Genomic DNA, 21916 nt, shown 5'->3' with positions numbered 1-21916 from the left:
CCGGACCACCGGTACCGGTCAGTGGGACTCGCCACCGTGGACCCGGAGGTCCGCGCCTACCGTCCGGACCGTGGAGACCACGCGTCCTGAGGGGATGAGAGCAACGTGAGCGCAGTCGAGTCAGCACACGACGACGTCAGGGCCATCGAGGCGGCCGCGGCACCGACCCGCTTCGCGCGCGGCTGGCACTGCCTGGGCCTCGCCGAGAAGTACAAGGACGGCAAGCCGCACGCGGTGACGGCCTTCGGCCAGAAACTCGTGGTGTTCCAGGCCGGTGACGGCACGCTCAACGTACTGGACGCCTACTGCCGGCACATGGGCGGCGACCTCTCCCAGGGCACGGTCAAGGGCGACCAGGTGGCCTGCCCCTTCCACGACTGGCGCTGGGGCGGCGACGGACGCTGCAAGCAGATCCCGTACTCCAAGCGGGTCCCGCTGCGGGCCCGTACGGCGGCCTGGCCGACCCTGGACCAGGACGGGATGCTGTTCGTCTGGAACGACCCGGAGGGCAACCCGCCGCCCGCGGACGTGACCATCCCCCGCATCGAGGGCGCCACGAGCGACGAGTGGACCGACTGGCTCTGGTACGAGACCGTGGTCGACGCCAACTGCCGTGAGGTGGTCGACAACGTGGTGGACATGGCCCACTTCTTCTACGTCCACTACTCCTTCCCGACGTACTTCAAGAACGTCTTCGAGGGACACACCGCCACCCAGTACATGCGCGGCACCGGCCGTCCGGACGCGCGCCCGCAGGAACAGGACGGCAAGCCGAAGACCAGCGGCAGCAACTCGGTGGCTTCGTACCACGGCCCGTCCTTCATGGTCGACGACCTCACCTACCACTACGAGAACGCCGACGACGTGCGCTCGGTCCTGATCAACTGCCACTACCCCGTGGACGCGAACCGCTTCGTGCTCCAGTACGGCATCGTGGTCAAGCGCTCGGCGTCCCTGTCGGCCGAGGAGGCCGACGAACTCGCGGCGGGCATGGGCCAGTTCATCAAGCTCGGCTTCGAGCAGGACATCGAGATCTGGAAGAACAAGACCCGCATCGACAACCCGCTGCTGTGCGAGGAGGACGGCCCGGTCTACCAACTCCGCCGCTGGTACGAGCAGTTCTACGTCGATGCCGCCGACGTGACGCCGGAGATGACCGACCGCTTCGAGTTCGAGCTGGACACCACGCGGCCCGTGGAGGCGTGGCAGCGGGAGGTCGAGGCCAACCTCGCCCGCAAGGCCGCCGTCGCCGAGGGCCGGCCGGTCTGATGCGCACCGGCCACCAGAACGGCACCCGGGTCGACCGGATCGACGACCGGATCGACAACAGGCTCGACACCCGGCGCGCCGACGGGGTTCCGATGCGGCCGCTGGCCTGCGCGCGGTGCGCCGCCGAGGTGCTGGTGCGCAAGAGCAGCTGGCAGCAGACGAGCGTGCAGTGGAACGCGCGGGCCACAGCGGCCTGCGCGGAACGGAACGCGGCCGACGGGACCGAAGCCGCCTTCGAAGGCTGCCGGTCCCTGCGCGACACGATCCGCGAGGCGGCGCTGCACGGCCGTATCGAGGTCGTGGACCCGGCTGGCCCCGGCCCCGACCACCGAGCCTGAGCCCACTCTCCCCCGATCCCGGCGGACACAACGGTGGGGCCGGGTATGCGCACCCCGCGCGTACCCGGCCCCACCGCGTTCAGGAGCCGGACCGAAGCCCCGCCGCCGCTGCCGCCACACCGGCCCGGCGGCCGAAGAACGTGCCGTCACCGAGCGACGTACCGCTGACGTATCCCTCGCCGTGGATGCCGGAGGCCGCCCGCCCCGCGGCGAACAGGCCGGGCAGGACGGCGCCGGACACATCGAGCACGGCACCGTCCACGGTGGTGCGCAGCCCGCCGAGGGTGAACCCGGCGACGCCCGTGCCCGCTCCCGCGCTCGGCCGGCCGCCCTGGTGGAAACCGGCCCTGGGGTCGATCGCCGCGAACGGCCCCTCCAACGGGCGCAGCCAGCGCGCGTCCTTGTGGAAGTACGGGTCCCGCCCGCGCGCCGCGTGCGTGTTGTAGGTGCCGACGGACGACTCCAACGCCCCCGGCGGCATGCCGAGTTCGCGCTCCAGCTCGCCGAGGGTCTCGGACACGAACCGGGGGACGACGCCCCAGCGTTCGCGCTCGGGCACCGCCTCGTAGCCCTCCTCGTCGACGATGACCCAGTACGGCGCGGGCTGGGTCAGCACGGCGGCCACGCTGAACAGGCCGGGGTAGACGTCCTCGTTGACGAAGCGCTGCCCGTGGCCGTTGACGAGCATGCCGCGCACGGCCAGGGCGGGCAGTGCGGTCAGGGCCAGTTCGACCACGCCCATGCGGCGGGTCGCGGCGCCGAGGGCGGCGGCCATCCGGATGCCGCTGCCGTCGTCGAGGCCGTCGCTGACCCTGCCGTGGGCGAGGAGGTGCGGGGCGTGGTCGGCGAGCATCTCCTCGTTGTCGGCGAATCCGCCGGTGGTGAGCACCACTCCCCCGCGCGCCCGGTACGCCAGGTCCTCGCCGTGCCGGCGGGCGGTGACGCCGACGACGCGGCCGGTGTCGTCCACGATCAGGGCGGTGGCCAGGGTGTCGGAGTGCGTCACCGCGCCCGCCTCCCCGGCGGCGGCGACCAGCTTCTCCATCACCAGCCAGCCGCCGAACGCCTCGGTGGCCGTGCGGTGGCCGCGGGGCGCGGGCCGGGCGATCTCGTTGTACGGCCAGGCGTTCTCGCCCAGCCACATCAGACCGTCCCGGGTGGTCGGCATCCAGGTCGGCGCGTCCCACAGGGTCGGTTCGAAGGCCAGTCCCCGGTCCACGAACCACTGGAAGTGGGCGACGCTCTCCTCGCAGTACAGGCGCAGCTTCTCGTCGTCGGCGTGCGGTCCGAGGGCCGCCCTGAGGTAGGAGTACATCTCCTCGGGGCTGTCCTCGAAGCCGCAGGCCCTCTGCACCTCGGTGCCGCCGCCCAGGTACAGCTCGCCGCCGGACAGGGCCGACGAGCCGCCGGGGCCGCCCGCCCGTTCCAGGACCAGGACGCCGGCGCCCGCCGACGCGGCCTCGAACGCGGCGGCGGCCCCGGCGCAGCCGTGTCCGACGACCAGTACGTCGGTCTCGGCGGCCCAGCGGGTGACGGTCTTGGCGCGGACGGGTGTCACCGGCCGGGCGGTGCTCACGCGTCGGTCCCGGGCGGCGGGGTGAAGGCGGCGAGCGGCTCGGAGCCGGACCAGTCGTGGCCCCAGTAGCTGTCGGCGGTGATCTCCTCGGCGGTGTAGTGCCGTTCGTCGACGCGCATGCCGTCGCAGCCGTACTCGATGTCCCAGCCGCCGGGGGCGCGCACGTAGAAGGAGACCATCTTGTCGTTGGTGTGCCGGCCCAGCGTGGAGGAGAGCGAGAAGTCCCGCTTGTTCACGTTGTCGAGGGCGCGGCCGACGGCGTCGAGGGTGTCCACCTCGACCATGAGGTGGACGAGGCCGGGTTCGCCGCTGTGCGGGGCGGGGCAGACGGCGAGGCTGTGGTGGCGTTCGTTGACGCCCATGAAGCGCACCCGGCGGGGCGGCGCGTCGGGCGACTGGCCGCTGAGCCGGATCCCGCCGCGCGGCAGGAAGCCCAGCACCTCGGTGTAGAAGGCGACGGTGTCGTCCATGGCGGTGGTGGGCAGCACGACGTGCCCCATGCCCTGGCCGTCGGTGACGAACCGCTGCCCGAGGCCGGTCAGTACGGGGCTGTGGTCGAGGATCGGCGCGAAGAACACCTCGACGGGCACGCCCGCCGGATCCTCGAAGGCAAGGGCGGCCTCGACTCCCCGGTCGTCGGCCTCCTCCTGGCTCAGCATCTTCACCGCCGTACCGGACGCCTCGACGGCACGCCCGACGGCGGCCAGCGCGAACTGGTCGCGCACCTCCCAGCCGACGGACAGCACGCGGTCGCTGTCACCGGGCAGGACGACGAGCCGGGCACGGCGCTCGTCCATGCGCAGGTAGAGGGCGTCGGGGTCGGGACCCGATCCCTCGGCGAACCCGAGGGCGTCCACGGTGAGTTCGCGCCAGCGGTCGATGTCACGGGTCTGGACCCGGAGGTAGCCGAGTCCTCGGATCTGGGTCATGTCTGGTCCGTCCTCCCTGGTGGTCAGATCATCGAGCGCATCGGGCCCTGCGGCGGCTCCACGCCGATCTCCGTCAGGGCGGAGGCGTGGAAGACGGCCCCGGGCACGTGGATCGCGTGCGCCAGGCCCGTGTGGACGTCGCGCCAGAAGCGCTGGATCGGGTTGTCGAGCCGCATGGCGTTGCCGCCGGAGCGGGCCACGATCTCGTCGACCGCGCGGACCGCGCGCCAGGCGGCGGCGGCCTGGGTGCGCCGTCCGACGGCACGACGCTCGAAGGTGATCTCCTGCCCGGCGGCGACCATGTCGTACATCCGGCAGACGTTGTCGAGGAGCGCGGCCCGGGAGGCGGCGATCTCGGCCGCCGCGTCCCCGACCGCGTAGAGGACGTACGGGTCGTCCCGCACTGCCTGCCCGGTGATCTGCACGCGGTCGCGCTGGTAGGCGAGGTGGTGGGCTAGGGCGCCCTCGCACATGCCGATGACGGCGGAGGTGATGCCGAGCGGGAAGGCGGCGGAGAACGGCAGCCGGTAGGCGGGGTTGGTCAGGCCGGACTCGGCGGCCAGGGAACCGTCCACCACCTTGGCGTACTCGATGACCCGGTAGGCCGGGACGAAGGCGTCCTTGACGACGACGTCCTTGCTGCCGGTGCCGCGCAGGCCGACGACGTTCCAGGAGTCCTCGACGATCTCGTAGTCGGCGCGCGGCAGGATGACGTGCACGGACCGCGGCGGGTTCAGCCGGTTGCCGTCGGCGTCGGCGAGGAAGCCGCCGAGGAAGATCCACTTACAGTGGTCGGTGCCGGAGGAGAACTGCCAGCGGCCGTTGAAGACATAGCCGCCGTCGACGGGCCGGAGCAGGCCCATCGGCGCGTAGGGGGAGGCGATCCAGGTGTCCGGGTCCTCGCCCCAGACCTCCTCCTGGACCCGCGGGTCGGCCATCGCCATCTCCCAGGGGTGTACGCCGACGACACCGGCGACCCAGCCGGTGGCGCCGTCGCAGGCGGCGATGCGCATGACGGTCTCGGCGAACTCGCGCGGGTGCAGTTCGAGTCCGCCGTGGGCCTTGGGCTGGAGCATGCGGATGGCGCCGACGTCGCGCAGGACCTTGACGGCCTGGTCGTCGAGCCGGCCGAGGGCTTCGTTGGCGGGGCCGAGGGCGCCGATCTCGTCGGCGCGTGCCTCGACGGCGTCGAGTACGGGATTGGTCATGGCTGGGCTCACTTCCCCGGGGAGGTCGATGCGGTGGCGCGGTCCCTCTCGGCGAGGCCGACCGCGATCTCGATGAGCTGGTCCTCCTGGCCGCCGACGAGTTTGCGGCGCCCGGCCTCCAGCAGGATCTCGGCGCCGGACACCCCGTACTTGCCGGCCTGGCGGGCGGCGTGCTTCAGGAAGCTGGAGTAGACGCCGGCGTAGCCCATGGTCAGCGACATGCGGTCGAGCCGGCACTCGCCGTCCATGACGGGCCGTACGACGTCCTCGGCGGCGTCGATGATCTTGAGCACATCGATGCCGGTACGGATGCCCAGGCGTTCGGCGACGGCCGCGAACCCCTCGACGGGGGTGTTGCCGGCGCCCGCGCCGAAGCGGCGGGTGGAGCCGTCGATCTGGGTGGCTCCGGCGCGCACGGCGAGCACCGAGTTGGCGACACCGAGGCCGAGGTTCTCGTGGCCGTGGAAGCCGACTTGTGCGTCGTCGCCGAGTTCGGTGACGAGGGCGGCGATGCGGTCGGTGGTCTCCTCCATGACGAGGGCGCCGGCGGAGTCGACGACGTACACGCACTGGCAGCCGGCGTCGGCCATGATCCGGGCCTGCCGGGCCAGTGCCTCGGGCGGGCTGCTGTGCGACATCATCAGGAACCCGACGGTCTCCAGGCCCAGTTCGCAGGCGAGGCCGAAGTGCTGGACGGCGATGTCGGCCTCGGTGCAGTGGGTGGCGATGCGGCAGATCGAGGCGCCGTTGTCGGCGGCCTCGCGGATGTCGTCCTGGAGGCCGAGGCCGGGCAGCATCAGGAAGGCGATCTTCGCGCGCCGCGCGGTCTTCACCGCGGCCTTGATGAGTTCCTGCTCGGGGGTGTGGCTGAAGCCGTAGTTGAAGGAGGACCCGCCGAGGCCGTCGCCGTGGGTGACCTCGATGACGGGGACTCCCGCGTCGTCGAGGGCGGCCACGATGGAGGTGACGTGGTCGACGGTGAACTGGTGCTGTTTGGCGTGCGATCCGTCCCTGAGGGACGAGTCGGTGACGCGGATGTCCAGGTCGGTGCTGTAGGGCATGACTCGTGTACTCCTCGGTGGGCGGGTCTCAGGCACCGGCGCGGCGGGCGGTGATCCGCTGGGCGAAGCCCTCGCCGACCTTGGTGGCGGCGGCGGTCATGATGTCGAGGTTCCCGGAGTACGGGGGCAGGAAGTCGCCCGCGCCCTCCACCTCCAGGAACACCGCCACCCGGGCGAGTCCGCCACTGACCGGGGTCGGCTCGTCGAACTGCGGCTCGGTGCGCAGCCGGTAGCCGGGCACGTAGGAGGCGACCTTGGCGACGGTCTCGTGGATCGACGCGGTGACGGCGGCGTGGTCGGCGTCGGCGGGGATGGCGCAGAAGACGGTGTCCTGCATGAGCATCGGGGGTTCGGCCGGGTTGAGGATGATGATGGCCTTGCCCTTGGCGGCGCCGCCGATGGTCTCGATGCCGCGGCTCGTGGTGAGGGTGAACTCGTCGATGTTGGCGCGGGTGCCGGGCCCGGCGGACGGCGAGGAGACGCTGGCGACGATCTCCGCGTACGGCACCTCGGTGACCCGGGAGACGGCGTGCACGATCGGGATGGTGGCCTGTCCGCCGCAGGTGATGAGGGAGACGTTCGGCGCGTCGAGGTGGTCGCCGAGGTTGACGGCGGGCACGACGGCGGGGCCGAGGGCGGCGGGGGTCAGGTCGATGGCCTGGACGCCGAGTGCGGCGTACCGGGGCGCGTTGGCCTTGTGGACGTACGCGGAGGTGGCCTCGAAGATCAGGTCGGGCCGCTCGATACCGGACAGCAGCGGTTCGACGCCGTCGGCGCCGGTGTGCAGTCCGTGGTCGGCGGCGCGCTTGAGACCGGGGCTCTGCGCGTCGATGCCGATCATCCAGCGCGGCTCGATGGTCTCGGAGCGCAGCAGCTTGTACATCAGGTCGGTGCCGATGTTGCCGGATCCGACGATCGCGGCGGTCGCCTTGGTCACTGTTTCGAACCTCATCCGAGTCGAGGAGTCCGTCGAGGGAGTCCAGAGAAGTGAGCGGGGACGGAAGGGCGGTCAGCCGTCGTAGGTGACCTTCAGCCGGTCGCTGACCGGGCGTGCCTGGCAGGCGAGGACGAGTCCGTCGGCGAGGTCCCGGGCGTCGAGGACCTCGTTGCGCTCCATGACGACCTCGCCCTCCACGAGGACGCAGGCGCAGGCGCTGCACGCGCCCTCCCGGCAGGAGTAGGGGGCGTCGAGTCCGGCCGCGAGGAGCACGTCGAGCAGGGGCTTGCCGCGCGGCCAGTCGACGGTGCGGCTGACGCCGTCCAGCTCCACCTCGGCCGTGCTGACGGGCCCCTCGGTGTCCGCCTGCGGGTCGTCGTCCGGGTCCGGCTCCGCGAAGGGGTCGCCGGTCAGGGAGGTGAACCGCTCGACGGTGATCCGGCCCGCGGGCACCCCCAGGCCGGCCAGGGCGCCCGTGGCCAGGTCCATGAAGGGGCCGGGCCCGCAGACGAAGGCGGGACGGTCGGTGTAGGGCGTGGCGAGGGCGCGCAGTCCGGACGCCGTGGGCCGGCCCTGGAGGGACTCCAGCCAGTGCAGGACGGTGAGCCGGTCGCCGTACTCCCGTGCCAGCGCGGTGAGTTCCTCGCGGAAGATGACGGACTGCTCGTCCCGGTTGGCGTAGGCGAGGGTGACGCGGCCGGTCCCGGCGTGCAGTGCGGAGGTGAGGATCGACATGACGGGGGTGATGCCGCTGCCCGCGGCGAGCAGGAGGAAGTCGCCGTCGAGGGAGTCGGGGGTGAAGGTGCCCGCGGGCCGCAGCACCTGGAGGGTGTCGCCCTCGGTGACGTGGTCGCAGATCCAGTGCGAGGCGTAGCCCCCGGCGGTGCGCTTGACGGTGACCTTGAGCAGCTCGTCGCGGACCGGGGAGCTGCACAGCGAGTAGCAGCGCGCGGCGCCGCCGTCCCGTTCGGAGGGCACCCGCAGGGTGAGGAACTGGCCCGGCCGGTAGGTGAACGCGGCCCGGTCCTCCTCGGCCGGCTCCAGGACCAGCGAGTGCGCGTCGGCCGTCTCCCGGATCACCTTGACGACCCGTACGGTCAGCGGCCCGGGGCTCACGGCGCGTCCTGGGCGGTGACGGGACCGGTGCGGGCGGCGGCGGCCGCGTGCCGGGCGGCGATGTGCCCGAACACGATGGACGGGCCGATGGTGGCGCCCGGACCGGCGTACTCGCCTCCCATCACCGACGCCGAGGTGTTGCCGGTGGCGTACAGTCCGGCGATGGCCGAGCCGTCCTCGCGCAGTACCCGGCTGTGCTCGTCGCAGACCAGGCCGCCCTTGGTGCCGAGGTCACCGACCTCGATGCGCACCGCGTAGTAGGGGGCCTTGTCGATCTCGTCGAGGTTGGGGTTGGTGAGGGTGGGGTCGCCGTAGTAGCGGTCGTAGGCGCTGTCGCCGCGGCCGAAGTCGGTGTCCTTGCCGGTGCGGGCGAAGCCGTTGAACCTCGCCACGGTCTCGGCCAGCGTGTCGCTCGGGACGCCGATCCGTTCGGCGAGTTCCCCGATGCTGTCGGCGCGGTGCACGGTGCCCTTGTCGTAGAACGCCTTGGGGAACGGCAGGCCGGGCAGCACCTGGGCGAAGGGATAGCGGGCGCGGGCCTTGGCGTCCATCACGAACCAGGCGGGCACGTGTCCGCCGGCCAGCTGGTCGTGGACGAAGTTGACGTACGGCGACGACTCGTTGGTGAAGCGCCTGCCGTCGCCGGAGACGATCACCGACGGCGGGATGCAGCGCTCGGAGACCAACGGGATGGTGGCGCCGGAGGGGTGGTGCACGGACGGCATCCACCAGGCGTCGTCCATGAAGTCCAGTGCGGCGCCGAGGGCCTGGCCGGCCGTGATGCCGTCGCCGACGTTCTCCACGGCTCCGGCGCTGTGGTTGTCCCGGCCGCCCTCGGGGAGGTACTTCTCGCGCATCTCCGGGTTGTGGTCGAAGCCGCCGGTGGCGAGGAGCACGCCGCGGCGGGCGCCGACGCGCACGGTGCGGCCGTCGCGGGTGACGACGACGCCGGTGACCTTCCCGGTGTCGTCGACGACGAGTTCGGTCATGGGGCTGCGCAGCCACACCGGTACCCCGGCGTCCTTGAGGGCCATGCGCAGGCGGGCGACGAGGGCGCGGCCGCCGGTGGCCATGTGGCGGCGGCGCACGACGTTGGAGGAGACCCGCCAGGCGGCCACGACCGAGGCCCAGCGTCCGCGCCAGGTCCGCTTGACCATGGCGAGGTCGCGGTAGTCCTTGGCGGTGATCCACAGGCCGAGGGGGCCCTTGAGGCTGTTGGGCCGCTGGTGCTTCTCGTCCTCGCCGAGCTTGCGGGTGTCGAAGGGCAGCGCCTCGACGGACCGGCCGAGCGGGCGTCCGCCGTCGTACTCGGGGTGGTAGTCGGCGTACCCCTTGACCCAGAAGAACCGCATCCAGCGGCTCTTGCCGAGCAGTTCCATCGCGGCGGGCCCCTGGTCGACGTAGGCGTCGAGGCGGGCGGCGGGCACCCGGCCCTCGGTGAGCCGGTCCAGGTAGCGGCGGATCGACTCGCGGCTGTCGTCGTGGCCCCTGGCGCGCAGGGTGGGGTTGTTGGGGATCCAGATGCCGCCGCCGGAGATGCCGGTGGTGCCGCCGTACATCGCGCCCTTCTCGACGACGACGGTGCTCAGTCCGCCGTCGGCGGCGGTCAGCGCGGCGGCCATGCCGCCTCCGCCGCTGCCGACGACGACGAAGTCGAACTCCTCGTCCCAGCCCTGCCGGGCGGGGGCGCTCACGCCGCGTCCTTGCGCGTCGCGTCCGCGCCGGCCGATGCGTCACGGGTCAGGAAGGCGAGAACGGCGCTCTCCCAGGCGGCCTTCTGCTCGATCATGACCCAGTGCCCGCAGTCGGGGAAGACGTGCAGTTCGGCGTCCGGGATGGTGCGCATGGGCAGCAGGGCCATGTCGACGGGGCTGACGCGGTCGTCGCGGCCCCAGGTGAGCAGCGTCTTCGCCGTCAGCCGGTGCAGCAGCGCCCAGTACGGTGCCTCGTCGGAGGCGGCCGCGGCGGCGGCGCGGGCGGCGAAGGCCTCACTGCCGTACATGAGGCGGGCGCTCGCGAGCGTCTCGGGGTCGGTGGCCTGCGCCCAGCGCTCCTCGATCAGCTCCTCGGTCACCAGCGCCGGGTCGTACACCATGGAGTGCAGCCAGCGCACCAGGCCTTCGCGGGAGGGCGCGTCGGTGAACTCGGTGAGCAGTTTGATGCCTTCACCGGGCGCGGGGCTGAACACGTTGCGGCCGATGCCGCCGATCGTCACCAGGCGGCGCACCCGGTCGGGGTGTGCGAGCGCGAAACGGGTGCCGACGATGCCGCCCATGGAGTTGCCGACGACGTCGACCTGCTGGAGGCCGAGGCCGTCCAGGAACCGGGTGACGGCCGAGGCGGCGGTCGCCATGGGGTGGCCGTCGGCCGGGTCGCTGACGCCGAACCCGGGGAACTCCAGGACGAGGCAGCGGAAGTGCTCGGCGAACGTGCCGAGGTTGTGGCGGTAGTTGCGCCAGCCGGTGACGCCGGGGCCCGAACCGTGCAACAGCAGCAGGGGTGGGCCGTCTCCGGCCTCGTGGTAGCGCAACACGCCCTGATCGGTGGGGAGTTCGCGCAGTGTGGAGTCGTGGCTCAGCTCCGTCATCATCCCTGCCCTCGCTTGACCTCGGTGGTCGATGGCCCTGGACGGTAGCCAGGGCCGGCGGGGCCGCGCGGGACACGTCTCGGTCAGCGGGATGCGCAGGGCCGGGACGGGTCCGGCGGGGTTCGGCAGCCCGGGCCGGTGGGCGGTTCCACTCATCGGGAACGGTCACCCGGCCCGGCCGGACGGTGCCCTAGCTTCGGCCCTCTGCCCGCTCCCGGGCACATCACCGCACCGTCCCCCTCGAGGTGAAACCGATGACCGCAGAGTCCCTGTCCCCGCCCGAGGCCGCCGAGGAGACCGAGCCGACGCCCCTGCGGATGCGGCGCGTCATGGGGACCTTCGCGTCCGGCGTGACCGTGGTGACGGGGATCGGCGGGGACGGCACCCCGGTCGGTTTCGCCTGCCAGTCCTTCGCGTCCGTCTCCCTGGAACCGGCCCTGGTCCTGTTCTGCGCGGACCACCGCGGCCGTGCGTGGCCGAGGATCAGGGAGTCGGGCCGGTTCAGCGTGAACATCCTCGCCGCGGAGCAGACGGATCTGTGCGGCCGGTTCGGGTCCGGCAAGGGCCGCAAGTACGAGGGGCTGGAGTGGGAGCTGTCCCGCTGGGGCACTCCCTCGCTGCCCGGCGTCCTGACCCGGGTGCACGCCGATGTGCACGACGTGCACGGGGCGGGCGATCACGATGTGGTGGTGGGCCGGGTCCTCGCCCTGGAGACCGTGGCCGACCGGGAGCCGATGCTCTTCTTCCGCGGCGGCTTCGGCGTCGGCAGCCCGGCCGCAGCCGCGGCAGCGGTCCCGGCGCCCGGCGTGTGGGGATGGGGATGGGGCGACCACTGGGGGTGAGTGGCACCGGGGCCCGGCCGGTGTGAGCGACGGGCCCACAGGCGTCCGCGACGGACCCGGCAGGCGCACACTTCGGGCCCGGCAGGCGCGCACTTCGGGCTCGGTGCCCCGACCGCCTACTGCCAGTCGCCGTACTGCCCCACGGCGAGCAGCCGGTCCATGGTCTGCGCGGACCACGTCTCCTCCGGCTCGAACGCGGTCCGGCGCGGCGACCCGCCCGGCGTCTGCCGGTGGGGGAACAACTCGCGCGACACCTGCCGGGCCGCGTCCACCACCAGCGGGGCGACCTTCTCCAGTGGTGACCAGGCGTCCCCCACCAGGGAGATCGCGGCGACCGGCCCGTCGGGGCCCCGGACCGCGGCGGCGGCGCAGGCGATGTCGGGGAAGCACTCGCCGCGCTCGAAGGCGAGCCCGTGGCGGCGCCGGATGCGGTCGAGTTCCTGGTGCAGGGTGCCCATGTCGCAGATCGTTCGCTGGGTCATTCGGCCGATGGACTCACCGGCCCTGGCCTCGACGTCCTCCGGTTCGAGCCAGGCGAGCATGGCCTTGCCGAGCGCCGTCGAGTGGGCCGGTGCCCGGCCGCCGACGCGCGAGGGGACGGTGGCGGCGAACCGGCCCCCGACCTTGTCGAGGTAGTAGACCTCCGCACCGTCCAGGACGGCCAGGTGGACGACGAGCCCGGTCCGGATCTGCAGTTGGTGCAGCCGGGCGGCGGCGGCCTCGCGGATCCTGCCGTGCGCCCCGTCTCCCCCGCCGAACCCGAGGGCCCGGCGGCCCAGCCCGTAGCCCAGGCCGGTGTGTTCGAGCCAGCGCAGCCGCACCAGCTGGTCGAGGATCCGGTGCGCCGTGGACCGGGGCAGCCGGGTGCACCGGGCCACTTCCTCCAGGGACAGCCGGGCCGTGCGCCCCTCGAACAGGTCCATGATGAGCGTCACCCGCTCGACCATCGACGGCGGCAACTCGCGACGGGCCGGCGCGTGCGTGGTGGGAAGACCATCGACAGCCGTCATGGGAGCCTCCAGTCACAGACTGAAATGAATTCTTGTTTTCCGGAATGTAACAGCGCTCCCCAACGGTGAGAAGAGATGCGGGCCGGCTCTTTCCCGGTCGTTGGCCGCCGGACCGGGCCCACCCGCCTACTCCTGGCCGGTGAACATCCTGATGGCGGCCGCCGGTGCCGTCGTCCCCCTCCTCGAACAGGACCGACCCGTCCGGGGCGAGGGCCCGCGAGGCCTGACGGCCCTCCAGGACCAGCCCGGGGAACTCCTCGGCCAGCCCCGCGGCCCGGAGGGCGCGCTGGCCGTTGCCGTCGTGGATGTCGAGCATCCCGCCCTGCGCGCGTGCCTCCGCGGAGGCCTCGGCCTCGTGGACGGTGGCCGGGATGCCGTGGACGTACAGGACGCGGGCGAGCGTGAGGCCGCCGAGTCCGGCGCCGACGATCGTGACGTGCGTGGTCATGGTGCTTCCCTCCTGATGGCGGTCCCGGGGCGGAGACCCGACAGGACCGACGTGCATGGCAACCAGGTCGCGCCGACCGGAACGGCGGCAGGAATCCCTCTCGCGGGAGCGCATCGTCGGGGCCGCCGTCGGGCTCCTCGACACCGTGGGAGAGCGCGGCCTCACCTTTCGTGCCCTGGCCGAGCGCCTCGCGACCGGCCCCGGGGCGATCTACTGGCACATCACGGGGAAGGCCGAGCTGCTCGGCGCCGCCACGGACGCGGTCGTCACCGCCGCCGTGACCGCCGCACCCACCGGTGCCGCCGACTCGCCCCAGGACGCGGTCCGCGCCGTCGCACTGGGCCTGTGGGACGCGACCGAAGCTCACCCGTGGCGGGCTCGACCCGGACGCGTACCCGTTCACCCGGGCCGTGGCGGACCAGGTCCGCGGCCATGACGACCGCGAGCAGTTCCTCGCCGGGATCACCCTCGTCCTGACCGGCATCACGGCACTTCACCGGCCCGAGCGGTAGAACCCGGGCCCCACCGACCGCCTTCGGCGTGTGCTCCGTCTCACGCATCCCATGGCTGCCCAAGTTGCGTGGGTCACTGCGCAAATGCCCTTTTCGCGGTCATCCTCGAAGTGAACGGTGCCGAGCGAAGTGGCGCGTGCCGCCGCCGACTTGACCACGGCGTACCGACGTGAGCCCTGCCACAACACGCGTGGCTCTTCCCCACCCGGGCCCGTCACCGCCCTCACCCGTTCCCACCCCCTCCCGTTCCCCTTCCTCACCTGCTCCGCAGCAGACCCCGTAGAAAGGTGCCGATCGTGGCCGCATACCTGTGCGCTCCCGCCGTGATACACGGCGAGCACTCCGTCGAGACCCGAGAGATCGTCGAGGAAGTACGCGCCCGGCACCCGCACGCGCCGTGGGCACCGCGGATCGACGGCATCGCGGCCAGTACGGGCATCGAGAGCCGCGGCTGGATGCTCCCGCTGGAGGCCGCCGTCGCCCCCGGCGGTGGCGGCGATCTCGGCACCGCACGGGAGGCGCTGGTCCGCGACGGGTTCACCGAGCAGGACGCGGACCGCGTGATCGCCGCCCTGAAGGCGGTACCCGCGTCGCAGACCGTCCAGGAGCGCACCGCCCCGGCCTGGGAGGCCGTCCAGGCCTACGGGGAGCGCGCGGCACGTGGCGCCCTGCAGATCGCCGGGCTGGACGTCGCGGACGTCGACTGCCTGATCACCAGCAACTCCACCACCCCGGCCCTGCCCGGACTGGACGTCGCCCTGGCCAACCGGCTCCCGCTGCGCGGCGACACCATGCTCCTGCCGGCCACCCAGTGGGCCTGCGTGGCCGGGACCCGTTCGCTGGCGCTGGCGGCCGACCTCGTGGCGGCGGACCCGGACCGGGTGGTCCTGGTCGTGATCTCCGAGGCGCTGAGCACCACCTACCAGCCCGCCGACGACACCCTGGAGTCCCTGATCGTCCGGCTGCTGTTCGCGGACACCGCGGTCGCCGCGGTGGTCACGGGCCGCCCGAGGCCCGAGTCGGTGCTCCGGCTGGACGCCGCCTGGCACCACACCCTGCCGGGCACGCGGGACCTGCACCGCCTGGAGACGCGGGCCGACGGCACCCACTTCGTGATGGACCGGCGCGGGCCGCGGGCGGTGCAGGAAACGGTCACCGCGATGTGGGAGTGGCTCCGCGTCCGTTACGAGGACGACCCCTCCTCCTGGCACCCCGACGTCCTGCTCGCGCACCCCGGCGGGACCCGGGTGCTGGAGTACATGGAGCAGACGATGCCCGACGAGTGGCCCTCGGGTCTCCTGGAGTACAGCCGGGACAGCTACACCAGCGGCAACCGCGGAGGCGCCGCCGTGTTCGACATCCTGCGCCGGGCGCACGACGCCGGGCAGAAGGCGGGCAGCCGTGCCGTCCTGTACGCGGCCGCCCCGGGCCTGACGGCCACCGCTCTGGAGGGCGAGTGGCTGTAGGGGCCGCCCCCTGCCACTTTCCGTGTTCACCGCGGGGTCCGCTGATGTGGGCGAAGCGTCCGCGCGTGTTATTGAATGGGGTGTGCGGTCGGGATCCTCGGGGGCTCTTCCGCATGGGTTCGGGTACGGCCCCGGCACTGTGCCGGGGTTGGCGAGCGAGCTGAGGGAGCCGCATGGACTCCACACCCTCCCCGTCGTCCTCGTCGCCGTTCGACCTGGTCAGCAGCGCCCTGGGACGGTACATCCCGCGTGGCGGAGCCGCGGCGGCCGGTCCTGCCGAGTCGCCGGACGACTCCGGCGGACACCGGCCGGAGCACGACCGTCCGCCGGCGGGCCGGCCGGAGCAGATCCTCGGTGCGGTCAATCTGGACCGGGAGCTGAGAATCACCCACCGCAATCTCGAGGCACCCGTCTTCGCGGGACTGGACGCCGCGGTCGGCAGCCCGTTCGTCGATCTCCTGCCCCCGGGGGACGTACCGACGGTCACCCGGCGGCTGCGGCAGGTCCTGGACACCGGTGAGGCACACGTCGCCCGGGTCCAGCGGCTGCGGCGCGGCGACGGGTCGGAGCTGGTGGTGTCGATGAGCATCCTGCCCGCGGCCGCGCCCCGGGAGGGCCTGACCGTCTCCGTGATCGCCATGGCCAGGAGGCTGCACCTGTACGCCGCCGAGACCGCGATCGGCACCTCGCTGGACATCGGCGAAACGGCGCAGTCGCTGGCGGAGTCCCTGCTGGCCTGGGGAGACGTGGCCGCCGTCGACCTCGACTTCGCCGTGTGGACGGGCGAGGGGGTCACCGAGCGGGCGCAGGACCGCATCCGGCTGCGCCGGGCGGCCCTGGTGCCGGACCGGGCCTGGCCCGAGGGGTACGTGACCCTGGGCGAGGATCTTCCCGGCGACGCGAGTCGCCTGCTGTCGCAGGCGGTACGGCGTGCCGACGCCCCGCAGTCCATCGTCATCCCCGACCGGGAGGCGATCGAGCGGGTGCTCGGCAGCCCGCGGCTGGTACGTGCCCTGGTGCCCGGCGACCGGTCCGCGGGCGTGGCGTGCGTACCGCTGGTCCTGCAAGGTGATCCGCCCGTCGTCCTGGGCGTGGCGGAGGTGTGGCGGCGGGCGGACCGCCCCTTCGCCGACAGCGAGCTGTTCGATCTCCAGGAGCTGGTGGCCAGGACTTCCCACCATGTGGACCTGGCCCGGCGGCACCAGCGCGAGCACACACAGGTGCTGGCCCTGCAGCGGCGGCTGCTGCCGCGCTCGGCCGGTGGCACCGTCCAGACCGCCAGCGTCTACCAGCCCGCCACCCCCGACAGCGCGGGCGTCGGGGGAGACTGGGTGAACAGCTTCCCGCTGCCGGACGGCCGTACGGCGCTGGTCGTCGGCGATGTCGTCGGGCACGGCCTGGGTGCCGCGGCCACCATGGGCCAGCTGAGCATGGAGGCCCGCGCGCTGTTGTCCGCGGGGCTGGCCCCCGACGAGGTGCTCGAGCACCTGGACGAGACCGTGACGCTGCTGGACGACGCGGAGTCCGGACTGGCGGCCGGTTACAGCGCGCTCGGGTCGACCTGCTGCATCGCCGTCTACGACCCCGTCAGCCACCGGGTGACGCTGTCCAGCGCGGGCCACCTCCCCCCGATCCTGGTGTCGCCGGACGGACGCGCCGGCCCCCTCCCGGTCCGCCCGCACCCCGGGCTGGGCACCGAGTTCGCGCTGCGGGAGCCGTACGGCGTGCACAACTTCGTCGCGCCTCCGGGCTCCCTGCTCGTCCTCTACACCGACGGCCTGGTCGAGGACCCGGCCGTGCCGATCGACGAGGGCATCGCCAGGCTGGCGGACGCCGTGTCCGGCGTGCATCCGTGGGACTCGCTGCAGCAGGCCGCGCGCCGGGTGGTCTCCGACGTGATGCCGACGCACCAGCGCGACGACGTGACCCTGCTCGTCGCACGCACGATCGGCTACCGCAAGGGGGACACCGCGACCTGGCGGCTGCCCGCTCGCGACGACGCGGCCGCCCGGGCCCGCGCGCTGGTCTCCGCGCTGCTGCGGCAGTGGCGCATCAGGGACAGCACCCGGGACAGCGTGCTGCTCCTGGTCAGTGAGCTGGTCACCAACGCGGTCCGGTTCGCCGGCGGGCCCATCACGGTACGGCTGATCAGGGCCGGTCCCGGTCTGCTGTGCGAGGTGGGCGACACCGGCAACGGCAGACCGCGGCTGGGCCGGGGCGGACTCCTCGACGACGGGGGCCGCGGTCTGCACGTGGTGCACCGGCTCACCACCCGGTGGGGCGTGCGGTGGACGGACACCGGCAAGGTGGTCTGGGCGGAGGTCGTGCGCTGACGCGGCCGCGGGAGGGTCCTTTCGCGGCGTGCGGGGAACCGGGGCGCAGGTGGCCGGCGTCCGTCGGGGCACAAGATCGCCAGTCCGCCCCGAGGAGTTCCAGATGACCGGCACAGGCACCCGCTACCTCTACCTTGCCCGGCACGGCGAGGCCGCACCGGACGGGAACGGTCTGACGGACGCCGGTCGGCGCCAGGCCGCCCTGCTCGGCCGGCGCCTGAGGGACGTCCGTTTCGCCGCTGTCCACCACGGCCCGCTACCGCGGGCGGAGCAGACCGCACGCCTGATCGCCGACGAACTGGAGGGTGTCACTCCGCGCGTCTCGGAGGCCGCCGGTGACTACGTGCCCCACCTGCCCGAACGGGCCGAGCTACCGGCCGAGTCGGCGAACCTCTACCTCCGCTTCCTCGACGGTGCCACCGACGAGGAACGCGAGCGCGGACCGGAGCTCGCCCGTCAGGCGCTGCGTCTCTTCACGGGGGTGGTGCCGGACGGCGCGCAGGACCGGCACGAACTGGTCGTCACCCACAACTTCCTCATCGCCTGGCTCGTCCGGGACGCCATGCACGCGCCGAAGTGGCGGTGGCTCGGCCTCAACCACTGCAACGCCTCGCTCACGGTCATCCGTTACGCGCCCGGCCGGGCGGCCTCCGTCCTCCTCGCCAACGACATGCGGCACCTGCCCGCCGAGCTGCGCTGGACGGGCTTTCCGCCGGAACTGCACGTCTGACGACCGGAATCCGGGCACGGGCCGGAGCGCCGTCGCACCGGCCGGTCCTCAAGGGTGCTCAGGAGCCGAGGCCGCGCAGCTCGGCCGCCAGCGAGCTTATGGCGGCGGGATTGCGCGGGCTCTCGACGAGGTCGACGTAGTCGAGGGTGACGATCCGGTCGTTCTTGACGGCGGAGACGTCGGCGAGCGGCTTGTAGGACATGAGGAAGCGGCGCTTCTGCTCGGCGGTGGTGTCCCCGTAGTCGTTGATCACGATGACCTCGGGGTCACGGGCGACGACCGTCTCCCAGCCCACGGTGGTCCAGCTGTCCTTCAGGTCCTTCATGACGTGGTCGCCGCCGGCCTTGGTGATGATGTCGTGGGGCCCGGCGTAGGCCCCGGAGGTGAGGGGCTTGTCCTCGCCGCTGTCGTAGAGGAACACCCGGGGCCGGTCGGCGCCCTTGGGGGCCTTCGCCTGCGCCCGGGCGACCTGGTCACGGAACCGGGCGACGAGGGTCTCGGCCCGGTCCTCGACGTCGAACACCTTCCCCAGGTTGCGCAGGTCCGTGTACAGGGCGTCGAGCGGCGGCATCACGCCGCGGGCCTTGCCCTGTCCGTTGCGGCACGACTCACTGAGCAGGTACGAGTCGACGCCCACGCGGCGCAGCGCCTCGGGCGTGAATCCGTCTCCCTCGCTGAAGCCGTAGTTCCAGCCCGCGAAGACCAGGTCGGCGCGGGCGTCCAGGACGAGTTCCTTGTTGATGCGATCCTTCGACAGCCAGGTGGTCTTCCGGTAGCCGTCCTTCCACGGCACCTTCGTGAGGTCCCCCTTGTCGTCTGGCATGACGTATCCGGCCATGTGGTCCTCGAGGCCGAGGGCGAACATGATCTCGGTGATTCCCACGTCGTTGGTGACCACGCGCCGCGGAGCCTTCTCGAACGTGAGCTTCTCGCCGCAGTTCTCGACCGTCACCGGATAGTGGCCGTCGGAGGACGCCGGGGCGCCCTCCCCCTTTCCCGCCTCCGGCGAGACGTCCGCCCCGCAGCCGGAGACGGCGAGGGCGAGTACGGGGGCGAGGGCCAGGGCCAGGGCGGCGGGGCGTGCGCGGTTCGGCATGCTGCGGGTGACTCCTTCGAGGGCGGGCGGGGCTGAGCGGAGGGGGCAGGGCGAACGGGCGGGGCGCGCTACCGGGCCGGCAGGCGGTCGAAGAGCAGTTGGAGCGCGCCGGTCTCCGGGTGGGCGACGCGGTGCGCCCGGACTCCGAAGACGTCGGCCAGCAGTTCGGCCGTGAGTACGTCGTGCGGGGTGCCGGAGGCGACGACGCGTCCGCCGTCGACGACGTGGAGGCGGTCGCAGTGGAGCGCGGCGAGGTTGAGGTCGTGCAGGGCGGCGAGCACGGTCGGCCCGCCGGCCCGCACCAGGGACAGGACCTCCAACTGCTGGGCGATGTCCAGATGGTTGGTGGGTTCGTCCAGGACGAGGATGTGCGGCTGCTGGGCGAGTGCGCGGGCGATCAGGACCCGTTGCCGCTCCCCGCCGGAGAGGGTGAGGAAGCCGCGGTGGGCCAGATGGTCCGCGCCGACTCCTTCCAGGGCGGCGGCGCAGACCCGCCGGTCCTCGTCGGAGGTCCGGGCGGCCGCCCCCTGGTGCGGCAGCCGGCCCATGGCCACGACCTCGGCCACCGTGAAGTCGAACTCCGCCCCCGCTTCCTGCGGCAGCGCGGCGAGCCGGCGTGCGCTCTCCCGCGGGCTCAGGGAGGGCAGGTCGTCACCGCCGAGCCGGACCACGCCGGCCGTGGGGCGCAGCGCCCGGTACACGCAGCGCAACAGGGTCGACTTGCCGCTGCCGTTGGGCCCGACGAGCCCGACGAACCGGCCGCTGTCCGCGCGCAGCGACACGTCGTCGAGCACCCGCGCGCCGGACATCTCCACCGTGAGTCCCTCGACCTCGACCCGCATCACACGCCTCCGAAGGTGTAGGTACGGCGGCGCATCAGCAGGACGAAGCAGGGCACGCCGATCGCCGCCGTCAGTACGCCCAGCGGCAGTTCGGCGGGGGCGAGCACCACGCGCGACAGGATGTCGACCCAGACCAGCAGGACGGCCCCGCCCAGGGGCGCCACGGCCAGCAGCCGACGGTGGTCGGCGCCGACCAGCATCCGGGCCGCGTGCGGGACCATCAGGCCCACGAAGCCGATCGCCCCGCTGACCGCGACCACGGCTCCCGTGACGGCCGAGGCGGTCAGGAACAGTTCCTTGCGCAGCCGCCCGGGGTCCACGCCCAGCGCGGCGGCGGTCTCGTCGCCCATCGCGAGGGCGTTCAGGCGCCGGGCCGACCAGCCGAGATGGACGAGTCCGCCGAGGACCGCGCCCGCGGCGATCGGTACGGAGGACCAGTTCGCCCCGCCCAGGCTGCCGAGCAGCCACATCATGGCGGACCGCGCCGCTTCGCCGTGCTCGGCGGCGAACACCATGAAGGTGGTGACGGCCGAGAAGCCGTAGTACATCGCGGTGCCGGTCAGCACCAGCCGGAGCGGAGTCAGGCCCCGCGGGGTCCGGGCGACCGCGTACACCAGCACCATGGCGGCGAGCGCGGAGAGGAACGCCGCCGTGGACAGCGCCCACAGACCGAGTGCGCCGAAGGCCCCGAAGATGAGGACGGCGTTGGCCCCGACGGCGGCGCCGGAGGAGATGCCGAGGACGAACGGGTCCGCCAGGGCGTTGCGGACCATGGCCTGGACGGCGACGCCGACGGACGCCAGACCGGCGCCGACGACCGCCGCGAGCACGGCTCGTGGGAAGCGGAGTTCCCAGACGATGGTGTAGGCCGCGACGTCGTCCGCGCCTATGGTCCCTCCGGTCAGCCCCGCCCAGAGGTAGTGCAGCGCCTCGCTCCAGGAGAGCCCCGACGCGCCGATGCCCGCCCCGCAGGCCAGCGAGACGGGAAGCGCGACGCACAGCCCGGTCACGAGCAGGGGCAGTGAGGCGCGCCCGGCCGGTGGGGGCCCGCTGTTCGTCGTACGGTCCGGTGGGGCGACGGGTGTCCGGTCGCGGAGCGTGGCCACAGGCGTTTCGCTTTCGCCTCGGGCCGTGCGCCTGCGTGATCGAAGGAGCGGGCCCGGACGCCGGGCGCCCTGCACAGCACCTCTCGCAGTCCACGGCGATTGACAGGGCTTCACCACCGCGGGTAATCGGGCTTACGGAACCCCTTGCGGGGCTCCGCCTACCGTTGCGGGTCAGCGCCGGACTTCGACCGGACTTCCCCCACGAGGCGCTTCGCAGCGTACCGCGTCACCGCCGGCGAACCGGAACCGCACCGCGACTCCGACGGCTTCCCGCGTCCGGATAACGGTCGGGTCTCACCTGCCGGAACATCCCCTGGTCACGAGTGGTGACGTGAGATACGTCACTCAAGGTTTGGCAAAGACGTGGTACAACAGCGCAACTCCGCAGGTGGCTCGGCAAATCCACCACTCGCGAAGAGCCGACCTGTCGCCGACCCGTTCCCTCCCCCCACCCGGCCCGGTCACGGTCCGAAACCGCACCGTGCACCCCGGGTCCGCTCACCGGACAAC

At 72.7% G+C, this 21916-nt stretch carries 18 protein-coding genes, 2 pseudogenes and 1 riboswitch; of the genes and pseudogenes, 7 read left to right on the top strand and 13 right to left on the bottom strand.

Annotated features, from left to right (window positions below):
* The first annotated feature begins 105 nt into the window (after window positions 1-105).
* Both ACH4D3_RS10190 and ACH4D3_RS10185 read left to right on the top strand, forming a co-directional pair.
* Window positions 106-1269, top strand: coding sequence for a Rieske 2Fe-2S domain-containing protein (locus tag ACH4D3_RS10190; protein ID WP_398319029.1), 1164 nt, complete (start codon window positions 106-108; stop codon window positions 1267-1269).
* Entirely contained in the window at window positions 1269-1607 is a 339-nt protein-coding gene (locus ACH4D3_RS10185) for a ferredoxin (protein WP_398319026.1), read from the top strand. Before ACH4D3_RS10190 ends, ACH4D3_RS10185 begins: the two co-directional genes overlap by 1 nt.
* Before the next feature lie 79 nt (window positions 1608-1686).
* On the opposite strand, the gene ACH4D3_RS10180 is transcribed toward ACH4D3_RS10185, so the two are convergent.
* From ACH4D3_RS10180 to ACH4D3_RS10145, 8 genes are read right to left on the bottom strand one after another with little or no spacing between them, the layout of a single operon-like run.
* Entirely contained in the window at window positions 1687-3183 is a 1497-nt protein-coding gene (locus ACH4D3_RS10180) for an FAD-dependent oxidoreductase (protein ID WP_398319023.1), read from the bottom strand.
* On the bottom strand, window positions 3180-4112 hold the full coding sequence (locus ACH4D3_RS10175) for a VOC family protein (protein ID WP_398319020.1): 933 nt from the start codon (window positions 4110-4112) through the stop codon (window positions 3180-3182). The genes ACH4D3_RS10180 and ACH4D3_RS10175 overlap by 4 nt, the downstream gene beginning before the upstream one ends.
* Before the next feature lie 23 nt (window positions 4113-4135).
* On the bottom strand, window positions 4136-5320 hold the full coding sequence (locus ACH4D3_RS10170; protein ID WP_398319017.1) for an acyl-CoA dehydrogenase family protein: 1185 nt from the start codon (window positions 5318-5320) through the stop codon (window positions 4136-4138).
* A gap of 8 nt (window positions 5321-5328) precedes the next feature.
* Window positions 5329-6381 (bottom strand): 4-hydroxy-2-oxovalerate aldolase, encoded by a 1053-nt coding sequence (gene dmpG / locus ACH4D3_RS10165; RefSeq protein WP_398319014.1) that lies wholly within the window; start codon window positions 6379-6381, stop codon window positions 5329-5331.
* 28 nt (window positions 6382-6409) lie between these two features.
* A complete protein-coding gene (locus ACH4D3_RS10160) occupies window positions 6410-7333 on the bottom strand; it encodes an acetaldehyde dehydrogenase (acetylating) (protein WP_398319011.1) in 924 nt (307 codons plus the stop codon).
* A 57-nt stretch (window positions 7334-7390) separates the two neighbouring features.
* A complete protein-coding gene (locus ACH4D3_RS10155) occupies window positions 7391-8434 on the bottom strand; it encodes a 2Fe-2S iron-sulfur cluster-binding protein (protein WP_398319008.1) in 1044 nt (347 codons plus the stop codon).
* Window positions 8431-10128 carry an FAD-binding protein gene (locus ACH4D3_RS10150; RefSeq protein ID WP_398319005.1) on the bottom strand — a complete coding sequence of 566 codons (1698 nt, stop codon included), beginning with the start codon at window positions 10126-10128 and terminating at the stop codon, window positions 8431-8433. The genes ACH4D3_RS10155 and ACH4D3_RS10150 overlap by 4 nt, the downstream gene beginning before the upstream one ends.
* Window positions 10125-11024 carry an alpha/beta fold hydrolase gene (locus ACH4D3_RS10145; RefSeq protein ID WP_398319002.1) on the bottom strand — a complete coding sequence of 300 codons (900 nt, stop codon included), beginning with the start codon at window positions 11022-11024 and terminating at the stop codon, window positions 10125-10127. Before ACH4D3_RS10145 ends, ACH4D3_RS10150 begins: the two co-directional genes overlap by 4 nt.
* A gap of 251 nt (window positions 11025-11275) precedes the next feature.
* Here ACH4D3_RS10145 and ACH4D3_RS10140 point away from each other — a divergent pair, with 251 nt between their 5' ends.
* Window positions 11276-11863, top strand: a complete 588-nt coding sequence (locus ACH4D3_RS10140; RefSeq protein WP_398318999.1) for a flavin reductase family protein — start codon at window positions 11276-11278, stop codon at window positions 11861-11863.
* A gap of 116 nt (window positions 11864-11979) precedes the next feature.
* Here the strand turns inward: ACH4D3_RS10140 and ACH4D3_RS10135 are convergent, their stop codons facing one another.
* Together ACH4D3_RS10135 and ACH4D3_RS10130 are read right to left on the bottom strand one after the other, a co-directional pair.
* Complete coding sequence (locus tag ACH4D3_RS10135; RefSeq protein ID WP_398318996.1) at window positions 11980-12873, bottom strand: IclR family transcriptional regulator; 894 nt, start codon at window positions 12871-12873, stop codon at window positions 11980-11982.
* Window positions 12874-13027: 154 nt separating this feature from the next.
* Window positions 13028-13321: pseudogene (locus ACH4D3_RS10130) on the bottom strand (FAD-dependent monooxygenase); the annotation flags it as partial.
* A gap of 55 nt (window positions 13322-13376) precedes the next feature.
* Here ACH4D3_RS10130 and ACH4D3_RS10125 point away from each other — a divergent pair.
* From ACH4D3_RS10125 to ACH4D3_RS10110, 4 genes and pseudogenes are all read left to right on the top strand, one after another.
* Window positions 13377-13833, top strand: a pseudogene (locus tag ACH4D3_RS10125) (TetR/AcrR family transcriptional regulator).
* Window positions 13834-14129: 296 nt separating this feature from the next.
* Window positions 14130-15299, top strand: a complete 1170-nt coding sequence (locus ACH4D3_RS10120) for a type III polyketide synthase (protein ID WP_398318993.1) — start codon at window positions 14130-14132, stop codon at window positions 15297-15299.
* A gap of 173 nt (window positions 15300-15472) precedes the next feature.
* The gene (locus ACH4D3_RS10115; protein ID WP_398318990.1) at window positions 15473-17632 is read left to right on the top strand and encodes a SpoIIE family protein phosphatase; all 2160 of its coding nucleotides are present in this window, start codon (window positions 15473-15475) and stop codon (window positions 17630-17632) included.
* Window positions 17633-17735: 103 nt separating this feature from the next.
* The gene (locus ACH4D3_RS10110) at window positions 17736-18362 is read left to right on the top strand and encodes a histidine phosphatase family protein (RefSeq protein ID WP_398318987.1); all 627 of its coding nucleotides are present in this window, start codon (window positions 17736-17738) and stop codon (window positions 18360-18362) included.
* Window positions 18363-18420: 58 nt separating this feature from the next.
* Here the strand turns inward: ACH4D3_RS10110 and ACH4D3_RS10105 are convergent, their stop codons facing one another.
* The 3 genes from ACH4D3_RS10105 to ACH4D3_RS10095 all read right to left on the bottom strand — a co-directional run bounded on the left by ACH4D3_RS10105 (window position 18421) and on the right by ACH4D3_RS10095 (window position 21406).
* Window positions 18421-19458, bottom strand: a complete 1038-nt coding sequence (locus tag ACH4D3_RS10105) for an ABC transporter substrate-binding protein (protein ID WP_398318984.1) — start codon at window positions 19456-19458, stop codon at window positions 18421-18423.
* Window positions 19459-19526: 68 nt separating this feature from the next.
* Window positions 19527-20300 (bottom strand): ABC transporter ATP-binding protein, encoded by a 774-nt coding sequence (locus ACH4D3_RS10100; protein WP_398318981.1) that lies wholly within the window; start codon window positions 20298-20300, stop codon window positions 19527-19529.
* A complete protein-coding gene (locus ACH4D3_RS10095) occupies window positions 20300-21406 on the bottom strand; it encodes a FecCD family ABC transporter permease (RefSeq protein WP_398318978.1) in 1107 nt (368 codons plus the stop codon). Before ACH4D3_RS10095 ends, ACH4D3_RS10100 begins: the two co-directional genes overlap by 1 nt.
* 99 nt (window positions 21407-21505) lie before the next feature.
* Window positions 21506-21647: riboswitch (cobalamin riboswitch) on the bottom strand.
* Between the last annotated feature and the right edge of the window lie 269 nt (window positions 21648-21916).

Source organism: Streptomyces sp. NPDC018026 (assembly GCF_044327745.1).
GTDB lineage: Bacteria > Actinomycetota > Actinomycetes > Streptomycetales > Streptomycetaceae > Streptomyces > Streptomyces rubrogriseus.
Note: the sequence above shows the minus strand (reverse complement) of the source record. Positions and strands in the feature narration are given on the sequence as shown.

Coding starts and splice junctions, on each gene's coding strand:
- ACH4D3_RS10185 (WP_398319026.1), top strand. CDS start 1,269: ATGCGCACCGGCCACCAGAACGGCACCCGGGTCGACCGGATCGACGAC.
- ACH4D3_RS10175 (WP_398319020.1), bottom strand. CDS start 4,112: ATGACCCAGATCCGAGGACTCGGCTACCTCCGGGTCCAGACCCGTGAC.
- ACH4D3_RS10170 (WP_398319017.1), bottom strand. CDS start 5,320: ATGACCAATCCCGTACTCGACGCCGTCGAGGCACGCGCCGACGAGATC.
- dmpG (WP_398319014.1), bottom strand. CDS start 6,381: ATGCCCTACAGCACCGACCTGGACATCCGCGTCACCGACTCGTCCCTC.
- ACH4D3_RS10160 (WP_398319011.1), bottom strand. CDS start 7,333: ATGAGGTTCGAAACAGTGACCAAGGCGACCGCCGCGATCGTCGGATCC.
- ACH4D3_RS10145 (WP_398319002.1), bottom strand. CDS start 11,024: ATGATGACGGAGCTGAGCCACGACTCCACACTGCGCGAACTCCCCACC.
- ACH4D3_RS10140 (WP_398318999.1), top strand. CDS start 11,276: ATGACCGCAGAGTCCCTGTCCCCGCCCGAGGCCGCCGAGGAGACCGAG.
- ACH4D3_RS10135 (WP_398318996.1), bottom strand. CDS start 12,873: ATGACGGCTGTCGATGGTCTTCCCACCACGCACGCGCCGGCCCGTCGC.
- ACH4D3_RS10115 (WP_398318990.1), top strand. CDS start 15,473: ATGGACTCCACACCCTCCCCGTCGTCCTCGTCGCCGTTCGACCTGGTC.
- ACH4D3_RS10110 (WP_398318987.1), top strand. CDS start 17,736: ATGACCGGCACAGGCACCCGCTACCTCTACCTTGCCCGGCACGGCGAG.
- ACH4D3_RS10105 (WP_398318984.1), bottom strand. CDS start 19,458: ATGCCGAACCGCGCACGCCCCGCCGCCCTGGCCCTGGCCCTCGCCCCC.
- ACH4D3_RS10100 (WP_398318981.1), bottom strand. CDS start 20,300: ATGCGGGTCGAGGTCGAGGGACTCACGGTGGAGATGTCCGGCGCGCGG.